This is a genomic window from Arthrobacter sp. TE12231, from assembly GCF_054062895.1.
In genome coordinates this window covers 2,465,345-2,490,011 of record NZ_JBSSFS010000001.1, presented here as the reverse complement: position 1 = coordinate 2,490,011, position 24,667 = coordinate 2,465,345, and the positions used below count along the sequence as shown (strand labels likewise).

The 24,667-nt window shown below is 67.5% G+C and carries 20 protein-coding genes; 16 read left to right on the top strand and 4 right to left on the bottom strand.

What is annotated here, in order from left to right; all coding sequences use genetic code 11:
• Positions 1–72: 72 nt before the first annotated feature.
• The 4 genes from ACVWYS_RS11305 to ACVWYS_RS11290 all read left to right on the top strand — a co-directional run bounded on the left by ACVWYS_RS11305 (position 73) and on the right by ACVWYS_RS11290 (position 3,476).
• Complete coding sequence (locus ACVWYS_RS11305) at positions 73–819, top strand: DUF3710 domain-containing protein (RefSeq protein ID WP_116768188.1); 747 nt, start codon at positions 73–75, stop codon at positions 817–819.
• The gene (locus ACVWYS_RS11300) at positions 812–1,264 is read left to right on the top strand and encodes a hypothetical protein (protein WP_116768187.1); all 453 of its coding nucleotides are present in this window, start codon (positions 812–814) and stop codon (positions 1,262–1,264) included. Before ACVWYS_RS11305 ends, ACVWYS_RS11300 begins: the two co-directional genes overlap by 8 nt.
• The gene (locus ACVWYS_RS11295; RefSeq protein WP_456506979.1) at positions 1,261–2,115 is read left to right on the top strand and encodes a DUF3159 domain-containing protein; all 855 of its coding nucleotides are present in this window, start codon (positions 1,261–1,263) and stop codon (positions 2,113–2,115) included. The genes ACVWYS_RS11300 and ACVWYS_RS11295 overlap by 4 nt, the downstream gene beginning before the upstream one ends.
• A gap of 371 nt (positions 2,116–2,486) precedes the next feature.
• A complete protein-coding gene (locus ACVWYS_RS11290) occupies positions 2,487–3,476 on the top strand; it encodes a DDE-type integrase/transposase/recombinase (protein ID WP_456509744.1) in 990 nt (329 codons plus the stop codon).
• 109 nt (positions 3,477–3,585) lie between these two features.
• On the opposite strand, the gene ACVWYS_RS11285 is transcribed toward ACVWYS_RS11290, so the two are convergent.
• Together ACVWYS_RS11285 and ACVWYS_RS11280 are read right to left on the bottom strand one after the other, a co-directional pair.
• Positions 3,586–4,329 (bottom strand): potassium channel family protein, encoded by a 744-nt coding sequence (locus tag ACVWYS_RS11285; RefSeq protein ID WP_456506978.1) that lies wholly within the window; start codon positions 4,327–4,329, stop codon positions 3,586–3,588.
• Entirely contained in the window at positions 4,330–5,001 is a 672-nt protein-coding gene (locus ACVWYS_RS11280) for a potassium channel family protein (RefSeq protein WP_344365688.1), read from the bottom strand.
• A gap of 153 nt (positions 5,002–5,154) precedes the next feature.
• On the opposite strand from ACVWYS_RS11280, the gene ACVWYS_RS11275 reads away from it, so the two are divergent.
• The 12 genes from ACVWYS_RS11275 (at position 5,155) to ACVWYS_RS11220 (ending at position 21,044) form a co-directional block, all read left to right on the top strand.
• On the top strand, positions 5,155–7,131 hold the full coding sequence (locus ACVWYS_RS11275) for an APC family permease (protein ID WP_202615915.1): 1,977 nt from the start codon (positions 5,155–5,157) through the stop codon (positions 7,129–7,131).
• A complete protein-coding gene (locus ACVWYS_RS11270; protein WP_456509743.1) occupies positions 7,128–8,543 on the top strand; it encodes a class I SAM-dependent RNA methyltransferase in 1,416 nt (471 codons plus the stop codon). Before ACVWYS_RS11275 ends, ACVWYS_RS11270 begins: the two co-directional genes overlap by 4 nt.
• 192 nt (positions 8,544–8,735) lie before the next feature.
• Entirely contained in the window at positions 8,736–11,549 is a 2,814-nt protein-coding gene (locus tag ACVWYS_RS11265; RefSeq protein ID WP_116768182.1) for an aconitate hydratase, read from the top strand.
• Positions 11,550–11,711: 162 nt separating this feature from the next.
• Entirely contained in the window at positions 11,712–13,685 is a 1,974-nt protein-coding gene (dxs, locus tag ACVWYS_RS11260; RefSeq protein WP_456506976.1) for a 1-deoxy-D-xylulose-5-phosphate synthase, read from the top strand.
• 76 nt (positions 13,686–13,761) lie between these two features.
• A complete protein-coding gene (locus ACVWYS_RS11255; RefSeq protein WP_116768180.1) occupies positions 13,762–14,319 on the top strand; it encodes a hypothetical protein in 558 nt (185 codons plus the stop codon).
• Between the two features lie 67 nt (positions 14,320–14,386).
• Positions 14,387–14,605 (top strand): helix-hairpin-helix domain-containing protein, encoded by a 219-nt coding sequence (locus ACVWYS_RS11250; RefSeq protein ID WP_116768179.1) that lies wholly within the window; start codon positions 14,387–14,389, stop codon positions 14,603–14,605.
• 53 nt (positions 14,606–14,658) lie between these two features.
• Complete coding sequence (locus ACVWYS_RS11245; protein ID WP_456506975.1) at positions 14,659–15,636, top strand: aldo/keto reductase; 978 nt, start codon at positions 14,659–14,661, stop codon at positions 15,634–15,636.
• Positions 15,637–15,683: 47 nt separating this feature from the next.
• A complete protein-coding gene (locus ACVWYS_RS11240; protein ID WP_456506974.1) occupies positions 15,684–16,712 on the top strand; it encodes a nucleoside hydrolase in 1,029 nt (342 codons plus the stop codon).
• Between the two features lie 124 nt (positions 16,713–16,836).
• Complete coding sequence (locus ACVWYS_RS11235) at positions 16,837–17,658, top strand: ECF transporter S component (protein ID WP_456506973.1); 822 nt, start codon at positions 16,837–16,839, stop codon at positions 17,656–17,658.
• 33 nt (positions 17,659–17,691) lie between these two features.
• Entirely contained in the window at positions 17,692–18,450 is a 759-nt protein-coding gene (locus ACVWYS_RS11230) for an energy-coupling factor transporter transmembrane component T (RefSeq protein WP_456506972.1), read from the top strand.
• A complete protein-coding gene (locus ACVWYS_RS11225; RefSeq protein ID WP_456506971.1) occupies positions 18,447–19,991 on the top strand; it encodes an ABC transporter ATP-binding protein in 1,545 nt (514 codons plus the stop codon). The genes ACVWYS_RS11230 and ACVWYS_RS11225 overlap by 4 nt, the downstream gene beginning before the upstream one ends.
• Before the next feature lie 54 nt (positions 19,992–20,045).
• Positions 20,046–21,044 carry a hypothetical protein gene (locus ACVWYS_RS11220; RefSeq protein WP_456506970.1) on the top strand — a complete coding sequence of 333 codons (999 nt, stop codon included), beginning with the start codon at positions 20,046–20,048 and terminating at the stop codon, positions 21,042–21,044.
• Positions 21,045–21,087: 43 nt separating this feature from the next.
• Here the strand turns inward: ACVWYS_RS11220 and ACVWYS_RS11215 are convergent, their stop codons facing one another.
• A complete protein-coding gene (locus ACVWYS_RS11215) occupies positions 21,088–23,262 on the bottom strand; it encodes a 3-hydroxyacyl-CoA dehydrogenase NAD-binding domain-containing protein (protein ID WP_456506969.1) in 2,175 nt (724 codons plus the stop codon).
• Complete coding sequence (locus tag ACVWYS_RS11210) at positions 23,259–24,500, bottom strand: thiolase family protein (protein ID WP_344365742.1); 1,242 nt, start codon at positions 24,498–24,500, stop codon at positions 23,259–23,261. Before ACVWYS_RS11210 ends, ACVWYS_RS11215 begins: the two co-directional genes overlap by 4 nt.
• Between the last annotated feature and the right edge of the window lie 167 nt (positions 24,501–24,667).

Below are 24,667 nucleotides of genomic sequence, written 5' to 3'. Positions count from 1 at the left end.
GGACGGCCACGCAGGCAGGCGCCAGGATGGCGCCGCGCGGCGGCACAGGATCACAACTAAGGAGACAACCCCATGGTTTTTGGGCGTGGCAAGAAAGCCAAGCAGGAACAGCTGACAGGGCCCGATACGGACCAGGAGGCTGTTGTTGACGGCACTGCGACTGTGGACGGCACGAAGCCTGCCGGCAACGCAGCCAAGACCGCGGGCCGGGCCTCTACGGGTCCCTTCGACGTCTCGGAAATCGAGGGCCAGGACGGCTACGTGGACCTTGGTGCGCTCCTGATCACCCCCCGCGAGGGACTCCAGCTCCGCCTGGAAGTTGAAGAGGCCACCCAGCGGGTCGTAGCCGTCACGATGGACCTGGAGGGGTCGAGCCTTCAGCTTCAGGCTTTCGCTGCCCCCCGTTCAGAGGGCCTGTGGGACGAAATTCGTGAACAGATCGGCCAGTCGGTCGGCAGCCAGGGCGGCCAGGTCGAAGAGATCGAGGGCAGCTTCGGCACCGAGCTCGTGGCCAAGCTCCCTGCAGGCGGCGCGGACGGCAGCCAGGGCTACCGCGTGGCTCGCTTCATCGGCGTCGACGGCCCGCGTTGGTTTCTCCGCGGCGTCTTCGGCGGCGAGGCGGCACTGGACCGCGACTCCGCGGCCGGGCTGGAAGGGCTCTTCCGGCAGATTGTCGTCGTCCGCGGCGAGAACCCCATGCCGCCGCGCGACTTGCTGCAGCTCCGCCTTCCCAAGGACACGGCGGCCGCGCCCTCCCCGCACGCGGCCCCCGAATTCGAACAGCCCGAACGCGGACCGGAGATAACCCAGATTGGCTGAAGCCGCCGGCAAGAAAGCTACCGCCGCCGTGCCGGTCCGGGACCTGCCGGACCGCGGACGGGTGCTATGCCACGGCTTCATCGAGTCCGTCACGTACGTGCCGGCCAACCAGGTGGCCGCCTTCACCGCCATCGTGATTGATCACGACGCGCCAGCCCCGGTCTCCCGCTTCCTGGGAGCCGGCGCGAAGGGCGGCGCCGGTGCAGAAGCGGCCGGCAGCCTGCCTGCCACCGTGTCCACCCACCGCGTGCGTCCCGGCGCGCAGCGCCAGCGGCCCGCGGGCCCCAAGGACCGGCTGCGCGTCGTATGGCTGGGGCGCCGACGGATTCCCGGTGTCGACGCCGGCACAGAACTCCGGCTCGAGGGCATGGTCACCATCCGTGACGGACTGCCCACCATCTTCAATCCGCGCTACGAAATACTGTCCCGCCAGGAGGAGCAATGACCTTGCCCGAACACCCCGAGCGGGCCCCCCGGCGGGAAGACAGGGAATTGGACCCGCGGGAGCCACGGGAAGCCGCCGGCACCGACCAGGACATTTCCCGCCCCGTCGCGTCCCAGCCGACAGTCTCACAGCCCGTCGCGTCCCAGCCCGTTGCTTCGCAGCCGACCGTGGCCCAGCTTGCCGGCGACTATGCGGCAAAGGCCGGCCTGCACCGGTCGAGCAACGGCAATATTGACGTGCTTAAGAGCGCCGGCGGCATCCAGGGCATCGCGGAGAGCATCCTGCCGGGCCTCGTCTTCCTGATCGCCTTCACCATAGACCGCGAGAACCTGTCGCTGGCCGTCATCGCTTCCGTGGCGGTGGCCGCCGCCTTTACCGTGGCCAGGCTCGTCCAGCGCAAGCCTCTGACGCAGGCACTGGCGGGGTTCATAGGCGTCGGGCTTTCCGCCTGGCTCGCCACCTCGACGGGAAAGGCGGAGAACTTCTACGTCCTGGGGTTCTTCACCAACATGGGCTACATCCTCGCGATGTCCATCTCCGTCGCCGTGCGCTGGCCGATCGCCGGCCTGCTCTTCGGCTTCATCCGCAACGAGGGCCTGGACTGGCGTAAAGATCCGAAGCGGGTAAAGGCCTACGGGATCGGCACGTGGGTGATTGTTTCCGTGCTGGTCCTGCGGCTCGTGGTGCAGGTTCCGCTTTACTTCATGGGGGAAGAAGGCCTCGCCGCCCTCGCCACCACCCGGCTGCTCATGGGTGCCCCGCTCTACATCCTCGGCGTCTGGATTGCCTGGCTGCTGACCCGGCCCGCGCCGGTATTGGCCGAAACAGACGCAGAAGCCGAAACAAAATAGCTCGACCAACCGCTTGAGCTATCAGTTGTGGCTGTTCCCAGTCCTGAGAACAGCTGTTGAGTCTCATGACTTAATGGACATTTCTGTCTCAGGACATCGTGGACAGTGTGTCTCAGGACATCGTGGACACTCGGGCCGGTTTTGCTCGGATCATGAGCAAAATGCAGCCCGATATCAAGATCCGGCACTTGGTGGCGACATGGCCTGACGACGCTGAGAGGGGTGCGGTCACACAGTTCTGCCGACGTCATAAGGTGTCCCGGGCCTGGTTTTACAAGATCCGGGCCGCGGCTGCAGCCGTGGGTCCGATCAAGGCCCTGGAAACGGCCTCGACCAGGCCAACTACCAGCCCGGCTAGGATCGACAACTCATTGGCGGAGCTAGCTCTCTCGACGCGGGAGTCCCTCAAGAGGCTCGGCTTTGATCATGGACCGCTGAGCGTCGCTGCCAAACTGCGGCGCCAAGGGGTCCAGCCGCCATCACGTGCCACCCTGGCCCGGATCTTCACCCGGGCCGGGGCTGTGGTCCCGGAACCGAGGAAGAAACCGCGCAGCGCCTACCAAAGATTCGTCTATCCGGAACCCAACGGATGCTGGCAGATCGACTCCACGCAGTGGCTGCTGGCCGGCGGAACCAAGGTGGCCATTTTCCAGCTCATCGATGATCATTCCCGCCTGGCACTGGCATCTTTGGTCGCAGACGCAGAGACATCCGAGGCGGCCATCCAGGTGGTGCGAGTAGCTATCGATCGCCACGGAGTGCCCCAAAAGTTCCTGTCGGACAACGGGGCAGCGTTCAATCCCACCCGGAGGGGCCGCACCGGCGCCCTGGTGGAATACCTCAAAACCCTCGGCGTCGAGCCGATCACCGGCAAACCCTACAAACCCACCACCCAGGGCAAGAACGAACGCTTCCACCGAACCCTGCACACCTACCTGAACCGCCATGCCCAAGCCGCGACCATCGAGGAACTGCAGGCCCGTGTCGATGTCTTCGACACGTACTACAACACCGAAAGGGAGCATCAGGCGCTGCCACCCGGCACAACCCCGGCCGAGGCCTGGAACGCCACCGCGACAGCCCTGCCGCCCGAACCCCCGACGCCCGAGACCCGCAAACCCACCCCGCGCCAGAGCGTGCAACGGAAGGTAGGGCGTCAGGGCGAAGTCACGGTCATCGGGATGCACTTCTACATCGGTACGAGCCACGCAGGCCAACAGGTCCACGTCCTCTACGACGACGCAACCATCATGTTCTTCGACGCCCGGGGAACGGAAATCATCAGCCACCCGCGCCCGGTCAAAGGAACCGTCTACATCGGCCTCAGCGGCCCGGCCGAGCAACCGTCCACGAAGTCCTGAGACACGAACTGTCCACGATCAGTTGAGACATGAAGTGTCAACGATGTGATGAGACATCACAGTCCTGAGAACAGCCACAACTGATAGCGCAACTGCGGTTTAAAGCCAGTCAGCCGTCGAAGCCGTCGTCTCCGGCCGGCTGGGTCACGTGGCCGTGCTGGTCCGAGGTCACCGGGTGCTGATCATCGAGCGGGGACTCGGGTGCCAGCAGGGCGCGGAGGTCGTCCTCGGCCGCGATAGTAGTCACGAAGAACAACTCGTCGCCGCCGTCGATCACGTCGTCGCGGCTGGGCGTGAGGGGTGCCTGGTCGCGCAGGATCGCCACTAAGGTGGAGTCCTCGGGCCACTGGACATCGCCCACGGTCAGGCCGATCACGTGGGAATCATGCGGGACCGTGAACTCCACCAGCGAGGACACCCCGGTCTGGAGCGTCAGCAGCCGGACCAGGTCGCCGATCTCCACCGCTTCCTCCACCAGTGCGGTCATGAGCTGCGGGGTGTTAACCGCCACGTCGACGCCCCAGGAGTCATCGAACATCCAGTCGTTCTTCGGGTTGTTGACCCGGCCGACGGTCCGCCCCACGCCGAATTCCGTCTTGGCCAGCAGTGAGACTACAAGGTTGACCTTGTCGTCACCGGTGGCGGAAACCACGACGTCGGCGTCCTCGAGTTTGGCGTCCTGCAGCGTGCTCAGCTCGCAGGCGTCACCGACAAGCCAGTGAGCGCCGCGCAGTCCGCTGCGGCCGATGACCTCCGGTTTCTCATCGATCAGCAGGATTTCGTGCTTGTGGGCCAGCAGTTCACGGGCGATCGAGGATCCGACGCTTCCGGCACCGACGATGACGACTTTCACTTAGGACTCCTTGGCGGGGGACTTGGCGAGAATATGGCCGACCTCGGAGCTGCGGTCCACGTTCAGCATGGCGTGGACGGTGTCGCCGTCCTGGTAGGACATGCCGGCGGCGGGCAGGGTCCCCTCGCCGAACCGGGTCAGATACGCGACCCGGATGCCGGCCGCTTTCTCGATCGACGCGAGCGGGTGACCGATCCAGCCGGGGTTGAGGTCCACCTCGGCGAGGACCAGGCGGCCCGAGGGCTCGCGGAAATCGCCGGCGACGTGCTGTTCCGGCAGGATGCGGCGCAGCACCTGGTCGGCGCTCCAACGGACCGCGGCCACCGTGGGGATTCCGAGGCGCTGGTAGATTTCGGCGCGGCCCGGATCGTAAATCCTGGCCACGACGTGGGGAACGTGGAAGGTCTCGCGGGCTACCCGGGTGGCGAGGATGTTGGAGTTGTCGCCGCTGGAGACCGCCGCGAATGCGTAGGCTTCCTCGACGCCGGCCCGCTTGAGGGTCTCGCGGTCGAATCCGACCCCCGTGACCTTACGGCCGGTGAAGCCCGCACGGAGCCGGCGGAAGGCACGGTCGTCTTGGTCGATAATGGCCACTGAATGGCCGGCTTCCTCGAGCGTGTGTGCCAGGGTTGCCCCGACACGGCCACAACCCATGATCACGAAGTGCGCCACATGGGCCTCCTCTTGGTTCTGCGTCTGATACTGCGTAAAACTCTACCGGCCACGGGACGCACGAAGGCCAAGGCCGCGGGCCTCCGGGCGGATCATTGCGCACGCCGACTTCGCCGTCATGACATCGCGTCCGAATCAGACTAGCTTTGTGTGGTGCTGACAATTTTCAATGCCGTGAAGCGGGTGCTGGTAGGCAAGCCCTTCCGGAACGACCGTCTGGCCCACACGCTCTTGCCGAAGCGGATCGCGCTACCCATTTTCGCCTCGGACGCACTGTCTTCCGTGGCCTACGCGCCGGATGAAATCCTCCTGACCCTGGCCCTGGCCGGCGTGAGTGCCGTCGCTATCTCGCCGTGGGTGGGCCTCGCCGTCATGGTGGTGCTCCTGACCGTCGTGGCCTCCTACCGCCAAAACGTCCACGCCTATCCCTCCGGCGGCGGCGACTACGAGATCGCCAACGTGAACCTGGGCAAGTATGCGGGCCTCACCGTGGCCGCCGCGCTGCTGGTTGACTACGTGCTGACCGTGGCCGTCTCCATGTCATCGGCCGCGACCTACCTGACCACCGCGGTTCCCTCCCTGCATGGCCAGCAGGCCGCAATTGCCACCATCGGCGTCGTGATCCTGGCCCTCGTGAACCTTCGCGGCATCCGGGAAGCCGGCAGCGTCTTTGCCGTACCGACCTACATCTTCATGGCCTCCATCCTTGGCATGACCGCCGTCGGCATCTTCCAGGCCGTGACCGGACAGCTGGGCCAGGCGCCGTCGGCGGCCTTCACGATCGTGCCGCAACCGGAATTCGATCAGGGTCTCGTCGGGCTGGCCGGCGCGTTCCTACTGCTGCGCGCCTTCTCTTCCGGCGCCGCGGCCCTGACCGGCGTCGAGGCCATCAGCAACGGCGTGCCCAACTTCAAGAAGCCCAAGAGCAAGAACGCGGCCACCACACTGCTGCTGCTCGGCGTCATTGCCTCCGCCATGCTCGCCGGCATCATCTACCTGGCCAACGCCACCAAGGTGCACATCGTGCAGGATCCGGCCACGGAATTCCTCCTGAACGGCAAGCCCCTGGAGGAGGGGTACATCCAGAATCCGGCCATCAGCCAGATTGCGCAGACCGTTTTCGGCGCGGGTTCCATCCCGTTCTACATCGTGGTGGCCGCCACCGGCGTCATCCTCGTGTTCGCCTCCAACACGGCGTTCAACGGCTTCCCGGTGCTCGGCTCCATCCTTGCCCAGGACGGCTACCTGCCGCGCCAGCTGCGCACCCGCGGCGACCGGCTGGCCTTCAGCAACGGCGTTCTGGCCTTGGCGGCGGGTGCCCTGGTACTGATCATCGCGTTCAACGCCGACGTCACAAAGCTCATCCAGCTCTACATCGTGGGCGTCTTCATCTCCTTCACGATGAGCCAGCTGGGCATGATCCGGCACTGGGGCCGGGAACTGAAACTGTCCAAGGACTCCGCCGTCCGGCTGCGCATCATCAAGTCCCGCACCATCAATACAGTGGGCTTCGGCATGACCGGCCTGGTTCTGGTGATCGTCCTCATCACCAAGTTCACGCAGGGCGCCTGGATCGCGCTGCTCGCCATGTTCGTGCTGTTCCTGATCATGTGGAGCATCCGGGCGCACTACGACAACGTGGCCAAGGAACTCGCCGTGGACGAGGACTCCTCGCCGCGCGCCCTGCCCACCCGTGTGCACGCAGTGCTGCTCGTCTCCCACGTCCGCAAACCCGTGCTGCGCGCCCTCGCCTACGCCCGGGCCTCCCGCCCGTCGCGGCTGGACGCCATCACCGTGGACATCAGCCCGGAGGAGACCGAGGCGACTGTCGCCGACTGGGAGAAACTCGAAATCCCGGTGCCCCTGACGGTGCTTGCCAGCCCGTTCCGCGAAACCGTGACTCCGATCATGGAGTACATCAAGAACATGCGCCGCGATTCGCCGCGCGACCTGATCGTGGTCTACATCCCGGAGTACGTGGTCGGCAAATGGTGGGAGCAGCTGGTCCATAACCAGACCGCCCTCCGCATCAAGACTCGGCTGCACTTCGAGCCCGGTGTCATGGTGGCCAGTGTGCCGTGGCAGCTGAAGTCATCCGAAGAAGCCAAGAAACTGCAGGACATCCAATGACCCAGGACGCCCGGACGCACACCCACACCGAGCTCGTCGTCGACGTCGGGCCTGTCGCCCACGGCGGGCACTGCGTGGCCCGGCATGAGGGCCGCGTCGTGTTCGTCCGCCACGGCATTCCCGGCGAGAAAGTCCGCGTCCGGCTCACCGATGACGGCCCGTCCGCCAAATTCTGGCGTGCCGATGTGGTGGAGGTCCTGGAACCGTCGCCGGACCGCGTACCGCATTTCTGGGACCTTGCCGACTCCGGCCGTTCATGGTCTCACCGTCATCCGCCGGTCGGCGGTGCCGAACTTGGCCACATCTCCCTGGCACGCCAGCGCAGTCTCAAGGCCGAGGTTTTGGCCGAACAGCTTAAGCGGCTGGCCGGCGTCGACCTTTCGCCCTCAGGGCAGATCACCGTCGAAGCCGTCGGCACTGCCGCCGGGGGCCACACCGCGGAAGGCGCAGCGGAGCGCACGGGACCTGACACAGGGGACGGCGATGCCGCCGTGGCCGGCCTGGGCTGGCGGACACGTGCCGCCTTCGCCGTGACCCCCGCAGGCAAGCTCGGCATGCACGCCCACCGCTCCGACGCCATCCTGCCCGTACGGGAGATGCCGCTGGCCGTGGATGCCATCAACGCACTCCAGCTCTGGGATATCGACCTGCAGGGTATCGACCGCGTCGAGGTCGCCGCCCCGGCGAACGGCTCCCGGCCGCTCGTGCTGCTGGTGCCCGCACCGGGGACCAGGTCCAAGCGGCTCAGCAGCATCCTGGCGCAGCTGCCCGACGACGTCTCGGTGGCCAGTTTGCACCCGACCACCGGCGAGGTCCTGCAACTGCGCGGCCGCACCTATGTTCAGGAATCTGCGGCCGGCCACGACTACCGGGTCACGGGCGACGGCTTCTGGCAGATCCACCGGGACGGCCCGGACACGCTCGTCGGGGCCGTCACCGGCTTCCTGCACGACGGCGGTTACCTCGCGCCTGGCTCCGTGGTGGCTGACCTCTACGCCGGGGCCGGGCTGTTCACGGCGCCCCTGGCCGATGCCGTGGGCGTGACGGGCTCCGTACTGTCGGTGGAGGGGGCGCCGGGAACCAGCCGCGATGCGCGCAAGAACCTGCACGACGCCGCCCAGGTGGAAATTGTCCAGGGCCGCGTGGAGCGGGTGCTGCGGCAGAAACCCCGCAACTTTGACGCCCTGATCCTGGATCCGCCGCGTGCCGGGGCCGGCAAAGCGGTGGTCAAACAGCTGATCGACGCCGGTCCCCGGGCCATCGCGTATGTGTCCTGCGATCCGGCGTCGTTCGCCCGCGACCTCGGCTATTTCCGGCAGGGCGGCTGGGGGATGGCGGCGCTGCGCGCCTTCGACCTCTACCCGCACACCCACCACATGGAGACTGTGGCGTTACTGACTCCCCAACCGTGATGCTACTAGGATGGGCGTAGTAGTCCGTCGTCGCGCTCCATCACACCTGCTGTTAGTGAGACGGCTGTTCCCTGCGTTCCGTACCTGCATCGCCTACAACCATGTACTGATGCCTGTATTAGTTAGGCAGACCTAACTAGCAAGGGTTCAGCGGCGCGACAAAGATGAAACTGTTGCGAGAGGAGTCCTGCGATGAGCATTGTGGACAGCTTCGGTTCAAAAGGCAAACTTAATGTAGCCGGAACCGAATACGAAATTTTCCGGTTGAACTCCGTCGAAGGTGCAGAAAACCTTCCGTTCAGCCTCAAGGTATTGCTAGAAAACCTGTTGAGGACCGAGGACGGTGCCAACATCACGGCCGACCACGTCCGTGCACTGGCAGGCTGGGACCCCAGCGCCGAGCCCGACACCGAAATTCAGTTCACGCCGGCGCGCGTGATCATGCAAGACTTCACCGGCGTGCCCTGCGTCGTTGACCTCGCCACCATGCGTGAGGCTGTCAAGGAGCTCGGCGGTGACCCGAAGAGGGTCAACCCGCTGGCACCGGCGGAAATGGTCATTGACCACTCCGTCCAGATTGACGCCTTCGGCAACTCCGGCGCACTGGAGCGCAACATGGAGATTGAATACCAGCGCAACGGTGAGCGCTACCAGTTCCTGCGCTGGGGCCAGACGGCATTTGATGACTTCAAGGTTGTCCCCCCCGGCACCGGCATCGTGCACCAGGTCAACATCGAATACCTGGCCCGCACCGTCATGACCCGTGAAGTTGACGGCGTGGTCCGGGCGTACCCGGACACCTGCGTCGGCACCGACTCGCACACGACCATGGTCAACGGCCTGGGCGTGCTGGGCTGGGGCGTTGGCGGCATCGAGGCCGAGGCTGCCATGCTCGGCCAGCCCGTCTCCATGCTCATCCCGCGCGTCGTGGGCTTCAAGCTGACCGGCTCCATCCCGGCCGGCGCCACCGCCACCGACGTCGTCCTCACCATCACCGAGCAGCTGCGCCAGCACGGCGTGGTGGGCAAGTTCGTGGAGTTCTACGGCGAAGGCGTCGCGGCTGTGCCGCTGGCCAACCGCGCCACCATCGGCAACATGAGCCCCGAGTTCGGCTCCACCGCCGCGATGTTCCCGATCGACGATGTCACCCTCGACTACCTGCGCCTCACCGGCCGGTCCGAAGAGAACGTCGCCCTCGTCGAGTCCTACGCGAAGGAACAGGGCCTCTGGCACGATCCTTCCAAGGAGATCAAATTCTCCGAGTACCTCGAGCTGGACCTGTCCACGGTTGTTCCGTCGATCTCCGGCCCGAAGCGCCCGCAGGACCGCATCATCCTCACCGAGTCCAAGGCTCAGTTCCGCGAGGACCTGCGCAACTACGTGAAGGAAGACCTCGCTGGCGGAAGCGTCGACGAAGCAATCGACGAGAGCTTCCCGGCGTCCGACTCGCCGTCCTTCACGGGCTCGGCAAGCCACGTCACGGACCAGGCCCCGCACGCCCACGGCCCGAAGTCCAACGGACGCCCGTCCAACAAGGTCAGCGTCACCACCGCCGACGGCCGCGAGTTCGAACTGGACCATGGTGCAGTCTCGATCGCCTCGATCACGTCCTGCACCAACACGTCCAACCCGTCTGTGATGCTGGCCGCCGCACTGCTGGCCCGCAACGCCGTCGACAAGGGCCTGACCTCCAAGCCGTGGGTCAAGACTTCGGTCGCCCCCGGTTCCAAGGTTGTCACGGACTACTACAACAAGTCGGGCCTGACCCCGTACCTGGAGAAGCTCGGCTTCTACATCGTCGGCTACGGCTGCGCGACGTGCATCGGCAACTCCGGTCCGCTGGACGCCGAGATCTCCGAGGCCATCCAGGCCAACGACCTCTCGGTCACGGCTGTGCTCTCCGGTAACCGCAACTTCGAAGGCCGGATCAACCCGGACGTGAAGATGAACTACCTGGCTTCCCCGCCGCTGGTCATCGCCTACGCCCTGGCCGGTTCCATGGACTTCGACTTCGACAACGATGCCCTGGGCCAGGACGAGGCCGGCAACGATGTCTTCCTGAAGGACATCTGGCCGAACCCGGTCGAGGTCCAGCAGGTCATTGATTCCTCGATCGATAAGGAAATGTTTGCCCGCGGCTACGAGGGCGTCTTCGAAGGCGACGACCGCTGGAAGGCACTCGACACCCCGGCCGGTGACACCTTCGCCTGGGACGAGAAGTCCACGTATGTCCGGAAGCCCCCGTACTTCGAGGGCATGAAGGCCCAGCCGGAGCCGGTCCAGGACATCACCGGTGCGCGCGTGCTGCTTAAGCTCGGCGATTCCGTCACCACGGACCACATCTCACCGGCCGGTTCCTTCAAGTCGGACACCCCGGCCGGACAGTACCTGCTGGCCAACGGTGTGGAGCGCAAGGACTTCAACTCCTACGGCTCACGCCGTGGCAACCACGAGGTCATGATCCGCGGCACGTTCGCGAACATCCGCATCAAGAACCAGCTCCTGGACGGCGTCGAGGGCGGTTTCACCCGCGACTTCACCCAGGCCGACGGCCCGCAGGCCTACGTCTACGACGCCGCGCAGAACTACCAGGCCGCGGGCACCCCGCTGGTGGTCCTGGCCGGCAAGGAGTACGGCTCCGGCTCGTCCCGCGACTGGGCAGCCAAGGGCACGGCACTGCTGGGCGTCAAGGCTGTTGTTGCCGAGAGCTACGAGCGCATCCACCGCTCCAACCTGATCGGCATGGGCGTCCTGCCGCTGCAGTACCCGGCCGGCCAGAACGCCGCCAGCCTGGGCCTGACCGGCACGGAAACCTACGCTGTTGAGGGCGTCACCGCCCTGAACGAAGGCACCACGCCGAAGACACTCAAGGTCACCGCCACGGCCGAGGACGGTTCCGTCACGTCCTTCGACGCGGTCCTGCGCATCGACACCCCGGGCGAAGCGGACTACTACCGCAACGGCGGCATCCTGCAGTACGTGCTGCGCCAGATCTCCGCGAACTAGCGGAGGTCCTCCCGCCGGGAGACACAGCAGTAGCGGCCCCGGCCGGTCATTGACCGGCCGGGGCTTCTGCGTTCCTTCGGTGTTCCTGCGCCGGTCCGGCAGCGGGCGTTCCCCGGAGGCGTTAGAGTTAAAAGGCATGTCTACCACCCGAAGGAGGGGCCGTTGGGAATCTTGGACACCATCCGGAATCCGCAGGACCTGAGTAAGTTGTCCGGGGCGCAGCTGGATCAGCTGGCAGCCGAGGTCAGGGATTTCCTGATCGGCAACGTCTCCCAGACGGGAGGGCACCTGGGCCCGAACCTCGGCGTCGTCGAGCTCACCATCGCGGTACACCGGATCTTCGATTCCCCCCGCGACAGCATTGTCTTTGACACCGGTCACCAGTCCTACGTCCACAAACTCCTCACCGGCCGCCAGGACTTCAGCACCCTCCGCCAGCAGGGCGGCCTCTCGGGCTACCCGGACCGCGGAGAATCCGAGCACGACATCGTGGAAAGCTCGCACGCGTCCTCGTCACTGTCCTGGGCCGACGGCATCTCCCGCGCCCGGCAACTGACCGGCGACGGCGACCGCTTCGTCGTCGCGGTGGTGGGCGACGGTGCCCTGACCGGCGGCATGGCCTGGGAGGCCCTCAACAACATCGCGGCGGACAAGAAGCGCCGCGTCGTCATTGTGGTCAACGACAACGGACGCTCCTACGCCCCGACCGTCGGCGGGTTCGCCGACTACCTTGCATCCCTGCGTCCCACCATCGATTCCCTCCGCGCCGCCCCCGCCTATGAAGGCACGCTCGAATGGTGGAAGCGCAGGCTGCAGAACGGCGGCCCCGCGGGACAGTTCACCTACAAGAGCCTGCACGCCATGAAGAAGGGCCTCAAGGACTGGTGGGCTCCGCAGGGCATGTTCGAGGACCTCGGCATGAAGTACATCGGCCCGGTGGACGGCCACAACCTCCAGGCCATGGAAAACGCCCTCTCCACGGCGAAGAACTATGCCGGGCCCGTGATCGTGCACGCCATGACGGAAAAAGGCCACGGTTACGCTCCGGCCCGCGCCCATGAAGCGGACCAGTTCCATGCGGTCGGGATCATCGACCCGGAGACCGGCGCCCCCGCCGAGGCCGGTGGCGCCAAGTCCTGGACGGCCGTGTTCGCCGATGAGATCGCCGACATTGCCGACGAGCGCAAGGACATCGTCGGCATCACCGGGGCCATGCTGATCCCGGTCGGGCTGCACAAGTTCGCCGCCCGGCACCCGGACCGCGTGTTCGATGTCGGCATCGCCGAGCAGCACGCCCTCACCTCGGCGGCCGGAATGGCGTTCGGGGGACTGCACCCGGTGGTCGCCGTCTACGCAACGTTCCTGAACCGTGCCTTCGACCAGCTGCTGATGGACGTGGCCCTGCACAAGGCAGGCGTCACGATCGTCCTGGACCGGGCCGGGGTCACCGGGCCCGACGGCGCGAGCCACCATGGCATGTGGGACATGGCCATGGTCCAGATCGTCCCCGGCCTCCACCTCGCCGCACCGCGCGACGCCACACGGCTGCGGGAGGAACTGCGCGAGGCCGTGGCCATCGAAGACGCCCCCAGCGTGATCCGCTACTCCAAGGGCAGCGTCGGCGCCGAGGTCGAGGCGCTCGAACGCCTGGGCGACGGCGTCGATGTGCTCGCCCGCCGCCCCGCAGGCTCCACGGAGAACGACGTCCTGATCGTGAGCGTCGGCGCCATGTCCGAACTCGCGCTGGACGTCTCCAACCGGCTCGGCGCCCAGGGGATCAGCTCCACGGTGGTGGATCCCCGCTGGGTCCTCCCGGTCCGGCGGTCCATCATCGACCTCGCCGCGAACCACCGCCTGGTCATCTGCATCGAGGACGGTGTGCGCGCCGGCGGCGTCGGCTCGCGGATCCGCCAGGAGATGCGCGCCGCCGGAGTGGATACCGCCCTCAACGAGGTCGGCCTCCCGGTCGAATTCCTCGATCACGGCACCCGCAAACAGGTCCTCGAACGCGTCGGGCTGACCGCCCAGCAGATCACGCACGACGTCGTCGCCCAGGTCCTGGGCACCAAGGTGCCGTTCGCGCGTCCCTTGCCCGGGCACGAACACCCCAGCACCGGCAGCCTGCCGCTGCTGTAGCCAGCACGTCTGTTGAGCACGACCCCGTACGGCCCCACCCTTGGCGGCGCCGTGCGGCCCAGGAAGGAACTGGCATATGAGTGGAATTATCCGGGTTTACAAACGCGACGAAGAGGGCACCCTGCAGTTCAGGGAGGCCTGGTTTGACGAGGACTACAGCCAGTTCGTGATGAACCACGGCGTCGTCGGTCACCAAAGCAAAACCGACGAGACCGACGTCGAAGACGCCGAAGTTGCCGAGCGCCTCATGGACGCCTTCGCGGTGCAATGCGCCGAGGACGGCTACGCCGAAATTCCGGACGAAGAACAGTTCTGGGTGGTGGCCCAGTACGCCCTGAAGACCAAGGAGGGGACCAGCCGCGACAAGTACCTCGAGGAGAAAGCCAAGGATGCCCTCATCAGCCATCTGGCCTGGCGGGGCCTGGGGATCGTGGACCGGAGCGAGTTTTCAGATGGCCGGCTCAACATCTTCTGCCTCACCCCGGACGTCAACAAGACGGTCAACGCCATCAAGGTCTGCATCCGGGGCGAGGACCTGGACTTCACCAAGCTGAGCATTGGGGCCGCGCCGTTTGGCGAGGAGACCTTCAAGCTCAAACACTCACCGAAACCGGCCAGCAGCTTCACGCTCTAGCCAACACCGGCAAGGAGCCCTGCACGGCTCGCATCAGTTTGGGGGCAACCGACTGAAAGGCAACGCAATGACGCGAAAATCCTCTCAACCAGGCAGCACACCGCTCCCCGCGGGACTGGCGGCGCCGGCGCGCAAGTCGCTCGCGCACGCGGGGGTGGAAACCCTCGAGCATCTCGTGGAGCTTGGCCGTCGCCGGCTTGCCGGGATGCCGGGCGTCTGCCCGCGCACCCTCGCGCAGCTCCAGGACGCCATGGACGAGCACGGCCTGGAACTGCCCGCGGGATAGCCGTGACGGCGGCGTTGGACGGGACGCCCGACCGGCCGTTATAGGGTAAATCCATGACTGAATACCGCCGTGTGGGAAATTCCGGACTATCCGTCTCGGTCGTGGGACTTGGCTGCAACAACCTGGGCCGGCCCGGGACCGTGACGGAATCGCAGGAGGGCACGGACGCCGTCGTGCATGCCGCCCTGGACGCCGGGATCACCTTCTTCGACGTCGCGGACACCTACGGCCGGGAACCCGGACTCAGCGAGACAATGCTGGGCAGGGCCCTTGGCTCACGCCGGGACGACGCCGTGATCGGCACGAAATTCGGCATGGACATGCGCGGCGCCAACGGCGAGGACTTCGGCGCCCGCGGATCCCGCCGCTACATCATCAAGGCCGCGGAAGCCTCGCTGCGCCGGCTCGGCACGGACTGGATCGACCTCTACCAGTTCCACACCCCGGACCCGCTGACGCCCATCGATGAGACGCTCTCAGCCCTCGAGGACCTCGTGACCAGCGGCAAGGTCCGCTACATCGGGCACTCCAACCGGGCTGGTTGGCAGATCGCCGAGGCCGAGTTCGTGGCCCGCGCCCGCGGGGGAGTGCGCTTTATCTCCAGCCAGAACCACTACAACCTGCTGGACCGCCGTGCGGAGCTTGAGGTGACCCCCGCCGCCGAGGCCTACGGCCTGGGCGTCCTGCCGTATTTTCCCCTCGCCAATGGCCTGCTCACCGGCAAGTACTCCGCCGGCCGCGCTCCCGAGGGCTCCCGGCTCAGCCACACCCGCACCAACCTGGTGAACGACGCCGACTGGGAACAGCTGGGTGCCTTCGGCGACTTCGCTGCCGCCCGCGGTCTCACCGAGGTCCAGGTGGCGTTCTCCTGGCTGGCTGCCCAGCCGTCCGTCAGCAGCGTCATCGCCGGTGCCACTACGCCGGAGCAGGTGCGCCAGAACGCCGCGGCCGTGGCCTGGAAGCCCAGCCCTGCCGAGCTCGCCGAGCTGGACGACATCTTCCCGCGCACGCCCAAGGTGGCACTGTTCTGACCAATCAAGCCTCGAGCGATCCGGCGCTGAATACCCAATCGATCCTCATGGACGTCGACACCGGGATCGACGACGCGCTGGCACTGGTCTATCTGCTGTCCCGGCCCGACGTCCGGATCCAAGCCATCACCTGCACCGCCGGGAACGTCGGGGCGCGGCAGGTGGCGTTGAACAACCTGGCCCTGCTGGAGTTGTGCGGCCGCCAAGGCATCGAGGTGGCCATCGGCGCCGAAGTTCCGCTGGAAATCCCGCTGGTCACCACCGAGGAGACCCACGGGCCGCAGGGAATCGGCTACGCCGAGCTGCCGGCGCCGGTCCAACACATCTCGGCGCGGCACGCCGTCGACGTCTGGGTGGAGGAGGTGCGGGCACATCCGGGGGAGATCACCGGACTGATCACCGGCCCGCTGACCAACTTTGCTCTCGCCCTGCGCCGCGAACCGGAGCTCCCTCTGCTGCTGAAGGGGCTCGTCATCATGGGCGGCAGCTACTACTACCAGGGCAACACCACCCCGACGGCCGAATGGAACACCTCGGTGGACCCGCACGCCGCTAAGGAAGTGTTCGCCGCCTACCGCGGGCTGCCCGAGGACAAGCTGCCGATCGTCTGTGCGCTGGAGACCACCGAGCGGATCGAGATGCAACCGGAGCACTTGCGGCGCTTGAGCGAGGCCGCGGGCGCGCCGGAGCCTGAACTGGTCCTCCCGGAGCAGCCCGGGGGCCTGCGCAGCCGGTCCGGGAACCCGCTCGTCGCCTGTCTGTCCGACGCCCTGCGCTTCTACTTCGAATTCCACCGGCTCTACGACCAAGGCTATGTGGCGCACGTGCACGACGCCTTCGCGGCGTGCGTTGCCGCGGGACGCACACCGTTCACCACCCGCCCGGCCACGGTCGACGTCGAATCGGACTCTCCGCTGCTGATCGGCACCACGGTGGCAGACTTCCGCGGGCTCTGGGGGCTGCCGCCCAACGCCAGGATTGTGTCCGATAACCACCCCGAGCGCTGCTTCGACGAACTGATTTCCTCAATTGGTGCCCTTGGACGCGCCGTGGGTGCGCGGTCGCCGGGCACCTGAGGCGTTCCGCCTGAGGCGGGGCGGCCAGTGGGTTCCCGTGCGGGTCCGCGGATCGCTAGGATGGTAGCTGCGCCGAGGTGACATGAGGCGGATGTTGTCGCACCCACCCAAAGGAACACCTCCCATGTCACAGCCAGCTCTTACGGTCACGGACCCTGGACAGGCGGCCGGCCGCGGTCGCCGCCTGCTCGAAATCGCCGGCGCCGCATCCATCGCCGCCACCTACGTCTTCCTGGTGCTGACCCAGCCCGCTGACATTGCCAACGGCCCGGCAAGTTTCTCGGCCCTCGTGGCCCTCGGGGGCTTCCTGCTCGGCGCTGTGCTGCTGATTGTCGCCGTCCTGCCGGTCCTTCCCACTTCCACTCTGGTCCTCATCCCCGTGGCACTTGTCCTGAACGTGGTCCTCGGACAGCTCATGGGCAGCACCGGCCTGCCGTTCTACATCGACGCGATCGGCACCGTGCTGATCGGGGTCCTCGCCGGCCCGGCCGCCGGCGCCGCCACGGGTGCGCTGAGCAGCATCGTCTGGTCCTTCTTCAACCCCACGGTCCTGCCGTTCGCCGGCGGCGCCGCCCTCATCGGCTTCCTCGCCGGCATGGCTGCCCGCGTCGGCCTGTTCCGCCGCTTCTACCTCGCACCCGTGGCCGGCTTCATCACCGGCATCCTCGCGGGCGTCGTCTCCGCCCCGATCGCAGCCTTCGTCTTTGGCGGCACGTCCGGCCTCGGCACCGGTGCGATCGTCAGCGCCTTCCGCGCCATGGGGGACACCCTCCTGGCCGCCATCACCAAGCAGGCCCTGATTTCGGACCCCATGGACAAAGCGATCGTCTTCACCATCGCGGCGCTGCTGGCCTACGCCCTGCCCCGCCGCACCACGTTCCAGTTCCCCTTCGTCCGGCGCTTCCGCGTACTCGCCGGCAAAGCCCCGTCGGCGCCCGACGCCTGAACAATGACGCTGTGACACTGCGGCCCTGATCCTATGACCCTGCGCCTTCACCCCTTCACCGCGCTGACTGCGGCGGCCTGTACTGCCGTCATCACGACGGCGGCAGCCAGCTGGCCGTTGTCCGTCGCCGTCGGACTCGCCTCCGCGGTCGTCGCGGTGCGCCGTGGAGTCGCGGGGCGGGTCCTGTCCGCCGCGGCGGTGATCCTGGTGCCCCTGTTCCTGTCCTTGCTGGTGCTGCACGGGCTCTTCTTCCCCGAAGGCCATACTGTCCTCGCTGCGTGGGGACCGGCACGGGTCACCGCCGAGGGCCTGCGATTTGCGCTGGAGCTCGGAACCCGGACCGCCGCCTGCGTCCTGGTGTTCCTCCTCTTTTCCTTCACGGTGAGCGTTCCGGACCTCGTCTCGGCCCTCTCGGCCCGCCGGATCCCGCCGCAGTTCGGGTTCGTCCTGGCCTCCACCCTGACCCTCCTGCCTGCCGTCGCGGGCCGCCTGGACCGGATCCGGCAGGCCCAGGAAACGCGCGGGATGGTGATCCGCGGCGGCCTGTGGTCGCGCGCCGGCGCGCTGCGCCTGCAGATGATTCCGCTGGTTCTGGCCCTAATGGACGACGCCGGCAGCCGCGCCCAGGCGCTCGAGGCCCGCGGGTTCGGCAGCCCGGGACCCCGCACCAGATACCGCGACGTCGCCGACCCGCCTGCCCAGCGGCTCTTCCGGGCCGCAGCATTCGTGCTCGCTGCCGCAGCCGTCGCTGCGCGGCTCGTTGTCTCCTGGCCTGCCGGAGGCCCGTCGTGACGGCGGCCACCCGCACGGCTCTCCGGGCGCGGATTGATGCCTTCACGTTTCATGGCGAGAGCCAGCCGGCGCTGCGCGATGTAACTCTTTCAGTCACGCCCGGCTCCCTGACCGCCGTCCTGGGCGGCTCCGGGAGCGGAAAGTCCACGCTCGGAAAACTGCTGGCAGCCTGGCTGCGTGCCGGCCAGGCGGGGGAGTTCCGCGGCAGCCTCGAGCTCGACGGCACCCGACTGGAGTTCGCAGGCGCGCCCGGCGACCCGCGGATCAACCCGGCCGAATGGTCCCGCCGCGTGGCCTTTGTCCCGCAGGACGCCGCCTCGATGCTTTCCACGGTGCGCGCCACAGTCGCCGAGGAGCTGGCCTTCGGCCTGGAACTCCGCGCGACGCCACGGGAGGACATGCTCCGCGCAGTCGAGCGCACTGCCGCGCGGACCGGCCTGTCCGGGCTACCGGACCGCGACCCGGCCACCCTCTCCGGCGGCGAGCTGCGCAGGCTCGCCGTGGGCTGCGCCGTCATCACCGAACCGGACATGCTCATTCTTGACGAGCCGCTGGGATCGCTGGACGCGGCCGGAGCCGCCCGGATCGAGGACTTGGTACGCAGCCTCTGTATGGCCGGGACCGGCGTCGTCCTGCTGAGCCAGTCTGCCGACCGGCTTGCCCGCGAAGCCACGCACTGGACCGTCCTCGACGCCGGGACAGTCACCGCCGCGGGGGCGCCGGCACAGCTGATCGGCTCGGCCGAGCTGGAACACGCCGGGGTGCTTGTGCCCGGAACTCACCGCCCTGACGCCGGCGCAGTCCCCGGTCCGGGCCCGGCGTCTCCCGCCGTACCTGGACCCCGGTCGGCAGCGCTCGAACCATGCCTTGAACTATGCGGCGTCGGGTTCGGCTACGGCCAGGACCAGCGGCGGCGCGGGACCGGTCCCCGGCAACGGGTCCTGCGGGACGTGGACCTCGCCGTTCACCAAGGCGAGATCATCGCCGTGACCGGTCCCAACGGAGCCGGCAAGTCGACGCTATTGCGGCAGTTCAATGGTCTGTTACGGCCTTCGGAGGGGGAGGTGCTGGTCTGCGGGCGCAGCATTGCCGGCGTGCCGGTCGGAACTGTCGCGGCCTCGGTAGGCCTGCTGTTCCAGCACCCCCGGGACCAGCTCTTCGAACGGACTGTCCTGCGGGAAGCCGCCTTCGGCCTCCGGCAGCTCTTCGGCAAGGCTGAAGCCGAGGGCAGGGCACGGGCGGCGCTGGACGCCGTCGGGCTTTCCGCCACTGCCGGGGCGGTCCACCCGGCCGAACTGTCCGCCTCACAGCAGCGGCTGCTCGCCCTGGCCACGGTCCTGGCCCGCGAACCGGCAGTGCTGGCCCTGGACGAGCCCACCGTGGGGCTGGACCGGCACGGACTCGAACGGCTCGGCAGAGCCGTCGACGCCGCGGCGGCGCGGGGGACCGCCGTCGTAATGGTCACCCACGACCTCTCCTACGCTCGCGCCACCGCGCACCGGATCCTTGAACTCGACGGCGGGAGCCTGCGGGAGCTCTGACGGGCGGGGCTTGTGACCCTACCGGGCGGTCGGCCAGTAGCCGAGCATTGGGCCATGACCACCACACCGGACGCCGCCCCGGCCACGAGTGCCGCAGTGCCGGCCGTCCTGACGATTTCGTCCGGTATATGGCTGGTGATCGGGGCAGTAGGAACGCTCTGGACACTGATGGGGTTGCTCATGATCCTGGCCTTCGGCGGGATGGTCGCCCCGGCGACGTACCTACCGGCCCTGGCGCTCAACGTTGCCAGTGCCGCAGCGTTTGTGGCCGGTGCTGTGTTCGCCCTGCTCCTGAGACGGGGCCGGCGGCTGGCACGCGTCGTCCTGTCGGCGTATCCGGTGATCCTTCCGGCGCTCTTCTTCGTCCGCGGCGGTCCCTCAGCCGGCGAAGTGCCATGGGGGGACGTTCTGCTGTCTCCCATCGGTGCGATGGGTGTGGTTGCGGTCGTGGCCACGGTACTCATGTGGCTGCCGCCGGCCAACGCCTATTTCACGCGCTGCGCTGCGCAGACGCTGGAAACATCAGCCGGTTCGGAGCCCCCGCCCTACCGCGTGCCGCCAACCGTGGTGGCATCGGTCTGGATCCTGGTCGTCGCCGGCGTTGTTGCCGCGCTGCAGGCGGTGCTGGGGCTGGTCCTCCTTGCGGGAAGTATTGGTTCAGGCGGAAACACGACTCCGGCGCTGGTGCTTTGGCTGACGCTTGCCTCGGTGGCGGCTGCAGACCTCGCCTGTGCCGGGGCGGTCCGGAGTGGAAGACCGTTCGTTCGGCCCATCGTGACCCTTATTCCGCTGGCGGGCCTCGCCCTTGTCGTACTGGCCACGATCGCCGGCTTTGCGTCCTTATCCGCCCAGAGTCCGGCCGCCCCGGGAGGCCTGCTGTCAGGGATCCTCCTGACGGTCTCCACCCAGGGTCTGCCGCTCATCGCCGGCCTCGTTCCTGCGGTCCTTGTCTGGCTGCCCTCTGCCGGTCGACACTTCCACCGCGTCGCGGTGGCTGTTCCGGCCGGCACAGGAGGCCTTGATGCGGCGCCGCCACCGCCCGCACCCGGGTAGGCTGCGGACAGCGGCGGCGGCTCTGCGCGCCCTTGGGGGCCGGTCAGGCGGCGGGCTCGGAGGCTACGCCCGGGGCCAGGAACTTCTTGCCGTTGACTCGCTCCGAGGCGCCCACCCGGTCCAAATACGGGGTGATGCCACCCAGGAACATCGGCCAGCCTGCGCCAAGGATCATGCAGAGATCGATGTCCTCCGGACCGGCCACGACACCCTCCTCGAGCATGAGCCCGATTTCCTCCGCAAGGGCGTCTTGCGTGCGGCGCAGGACTTCCTCCGCGGTGGACGGGCTGCTGCCGAAGGACATCAGCGCGAGGGTCTCGGCCGGGATGACTGGCTTGCCGTCCGCACCCGGAGCCCAGATGGACTTCACGCCGTTGTCGATCAGCGCCTGCAAGTTCGCCGAAACCCGGAACCGGTCCCCGAAGGCCGCGTGCAGCGACTCCTGGACGTGCTGGGCCACCGGCAGGCCCACCATGGCGCCAAGCACAAAGGGAGTCATCGGCAGGCCCATCGGCCGCAGCGCGTTGTCTGCGACCTCCGCCGGGGTGCCCTCGTCGAAGGCGGCGGTTACTTCGCCCATGAGGCGCAGCAGAACGCGGTTGACCACGAATGCGGCGGCATCCTTGACGAGAACGGCGGACTTCTTCAGCCCCTTGGCGAGCTCGAAGGCGGTGGCCAGCACTGCGTCGTCGGTCTTCGGTGCGCGGACAATTTCCAGCAGCGGCATCACTGCCACGGGGTTGAAGAAGTGGAACCCGACGAGCCGCTCCGGGTGTTCGAGGTCCGCGGCCATTGCCGTGACGGACAGCGACGAGGTGTTGGTCGCAAGGATGCACTCGGGCGACACGATCGCCTCGACCTCCTTGAAGACCTGCTTCTTGACGTTGAGTTCCTCGAAGACAGCCTCGATCACGAAGTCGGCGTCCGCGAAGGCTTCCTTGGACACCGAGCCGGTGACCAGCGCCTTGGTGCGGTTCGCGGCGTCGGGGCTGATCCGCTTCTTGGTCAGCAGCTTGTCCACCTCGGCGTGCACGTAGCCAACCCCCTTGTCCACCCGGGCCTGGTCGATGTCCGTCATCACCACCGGCACCTTGAGCTGGCGGGCGAAGAGCAGGGCGAGCTGGCTTGCCATCAGGCCGGCGCCCACGACGCCCACCTTGCCCACCGGGCGGGCCAGCTTGCGGTCCGGGGCGCCGGCAGGGCGCTTCGCGCGCCGCTGCACGAGGTCCAGGAACGCGTAGACGGTCGAGCGGAACTCGGGGGTCTGCATGAGGTCCGCGAGGGTGTCGCACTCGAGTTCGGCGGACTGCGCCTGCGTCAGGGTCCGGTTGGCTTCCATGACATCGAGGACCTTGGCCGGCGCGGGGGAGGCATTGGACGTCTTGGCCTCGACAAAGGCCCGGCCCTTCGCGACGGCGGCCGCCCAGCGCGCTGCGACCTCCGGAGCGGCGGGGTCGACGGCGTTGGCCCGCTCCGGCGCCACGGCGCCGGCAATGACCTTCGCGGCCCAGGCGACGGACTGCTCAATGAAGTCCGCGGGCTCGAACATGGCGTCCGCCACGCCGAGCTCAAAGGCCTGCGGGCCGGTGAGCGTGCGGTTGTTGCTCAGCGGGTTTTCGATCATGACCTTGAGCGCGTTCTCCGGCCCGATCAGCCGCGGCAGGATATACACCCCGCCCCAGCCCGGAATCAGCCCGATGAAGGCTTCCGGCAGCGCCAGCGCGCCGGCGCCCGTGGAAACGGTCCGGTAAGTGGACTGCAGCGCGATCTCCAGGCCGCCGCCCAGGGCCAGGCCGTTGATGAACGCGAAGCTCGGGACGCCGAGATTGGCCAGGGTGGCGTAGACGTCGTGGCCCAGCTGGGCCATCCAGAGGCCCTGTTCACGCCCGCTGACCGACTTGACCGTGGACAGGTCCGCGCCCGCCACCAGGAAGTACGGCTTGCCTGTAACGCCCACGCCGGCAATCTCGCCGCGGGCAGCGCGCTCCTTCAGCCCCTCCAGGACCGTCCCGAGTTCCACGAGGGTGTTGGGCCCGAGCGTGGTGGGTTTGGAGTGGTCCAGGCCATTGTCCAGCGTGATGAGCGCAAAGGTGCCGGGGCTCTTGCCATCATTTGTCTTCCCGCCTGCGGCGGGGAGCTCGATGTCCTGGACGTAGGAGTGTGTGACCGTCTCGTTCGGGAAGAGATCGGCAAGCTTGCGGAAATCAGCGGCGCTCATGCTGTGGCTCCAGTCGTGGTGGTGGCGGATTCGGAGATTGTGTATTCCGTGCCGTAATCCGGGTGGTGCGGGTTCTCCCAGATGACGGTGGCGCCCATGCCGAGGCCAATGCACATGGTGGTCATGCCGTACCGGACCGTGGGGTCTTCTTCGAACTGCCGGGCCAGCTGGTTCATCAGCCGGACCCCGGAGGACGCCAGCGGGTGTCCCACGGCGATCGCGCCGCCGTAGCGGTTGACGCGGGGGTCGTCGTCGGCGATCCCGAAGTGGTCCAGGAAACTGAGGACCTGGACGGCGAAAGCCTCGTTGATCTCGAAGAGGCCGATGTCCCCGATGCCGAGGCCGGCGTTCTTCAGTGCCTTCTCGGTGGCCGGGACCGGGCCGATGCCCATGACCTCGGGTTCGACGCCGGCGAAGGCGTAGGACACCAGGCGCATCCTGACCGGCAGGCCGAGTTCCTCCGCGGCGTCCGCGGAGGCCAGCAGGGCGGCGGTGGCGCCGTCGTTGAGTCCGGCGGCATTGCCGGCCGTGACCCGGCCGTGGGCACGGAACGGGGTCCGCAGCGCGGCGAGGTCCTCCACCGTCGTGCCCGGGCGCGGCGGCTCATCCACCGTGTTCACCGTCCAGCCCTGGCCCGGCTTCATCGTGGCCACCGGCACGAGGTCGGGCTGGATCTGGTCCTTGGCGTAGGCAGCGGCCAGCTTGTCCTGGGAAGCGACGGCGTAGGCGTCGGTGCGTTCCTTCGTGATGGCCGGGAAGCGGTCGTGCAGGTTCTCGGCCGTGTTGCCCATGTTCAGGGCCGCCGGGTCAACGAGCCGCTCCGACATGAAGCGCGGGTTGGGGTCGGCGCCGGCGCCCATCGGGTGGTTGCCCATGTGTTCCACGCCGCCGGCAATGACGACGTCGTACGCGCCGAAGCCGATTCCGCTTGCCGTCGTGGTCACGGCGGTCATGGCGCCGGCGCACATGCGGTCGATCGCGAAGCCGGGCACGGTCCGCGGGAGCCCGGCGAGCAGGGCGGCGGTGCGGCCGATGGTCAGGCCCTGGTCGCCCGTCTGGGTGGTGGCGGCGATCGCGACTTCGTCGATCCGTTCCGCCGGAAGCGAGGGGTTGCGGCGCATCAGTTCGCGGATGCACTTAACCACGAGGTCATCGGCGCGGGTTCCGGCATAAATGCCTTTTTCGCCCGCGCGGCCGAAGGGGGTGCGGACGCCGTCGACGAAGACGACCTCGCGAATGGCGCGGGGACCCACGGTGCGGGGACTCGCGCTGTTGGTTTTCCCGCTGCTGGTTGTTCCGCTCGTGCTGGCTGGGCTCACGTGGTGCTCCTCATTGAGACATGGGTGCCGGATCCGCGCCTGCGGCAAGGCCTGGTGCAGGCCTTGCCGCAGGCAGGAGGAATCCG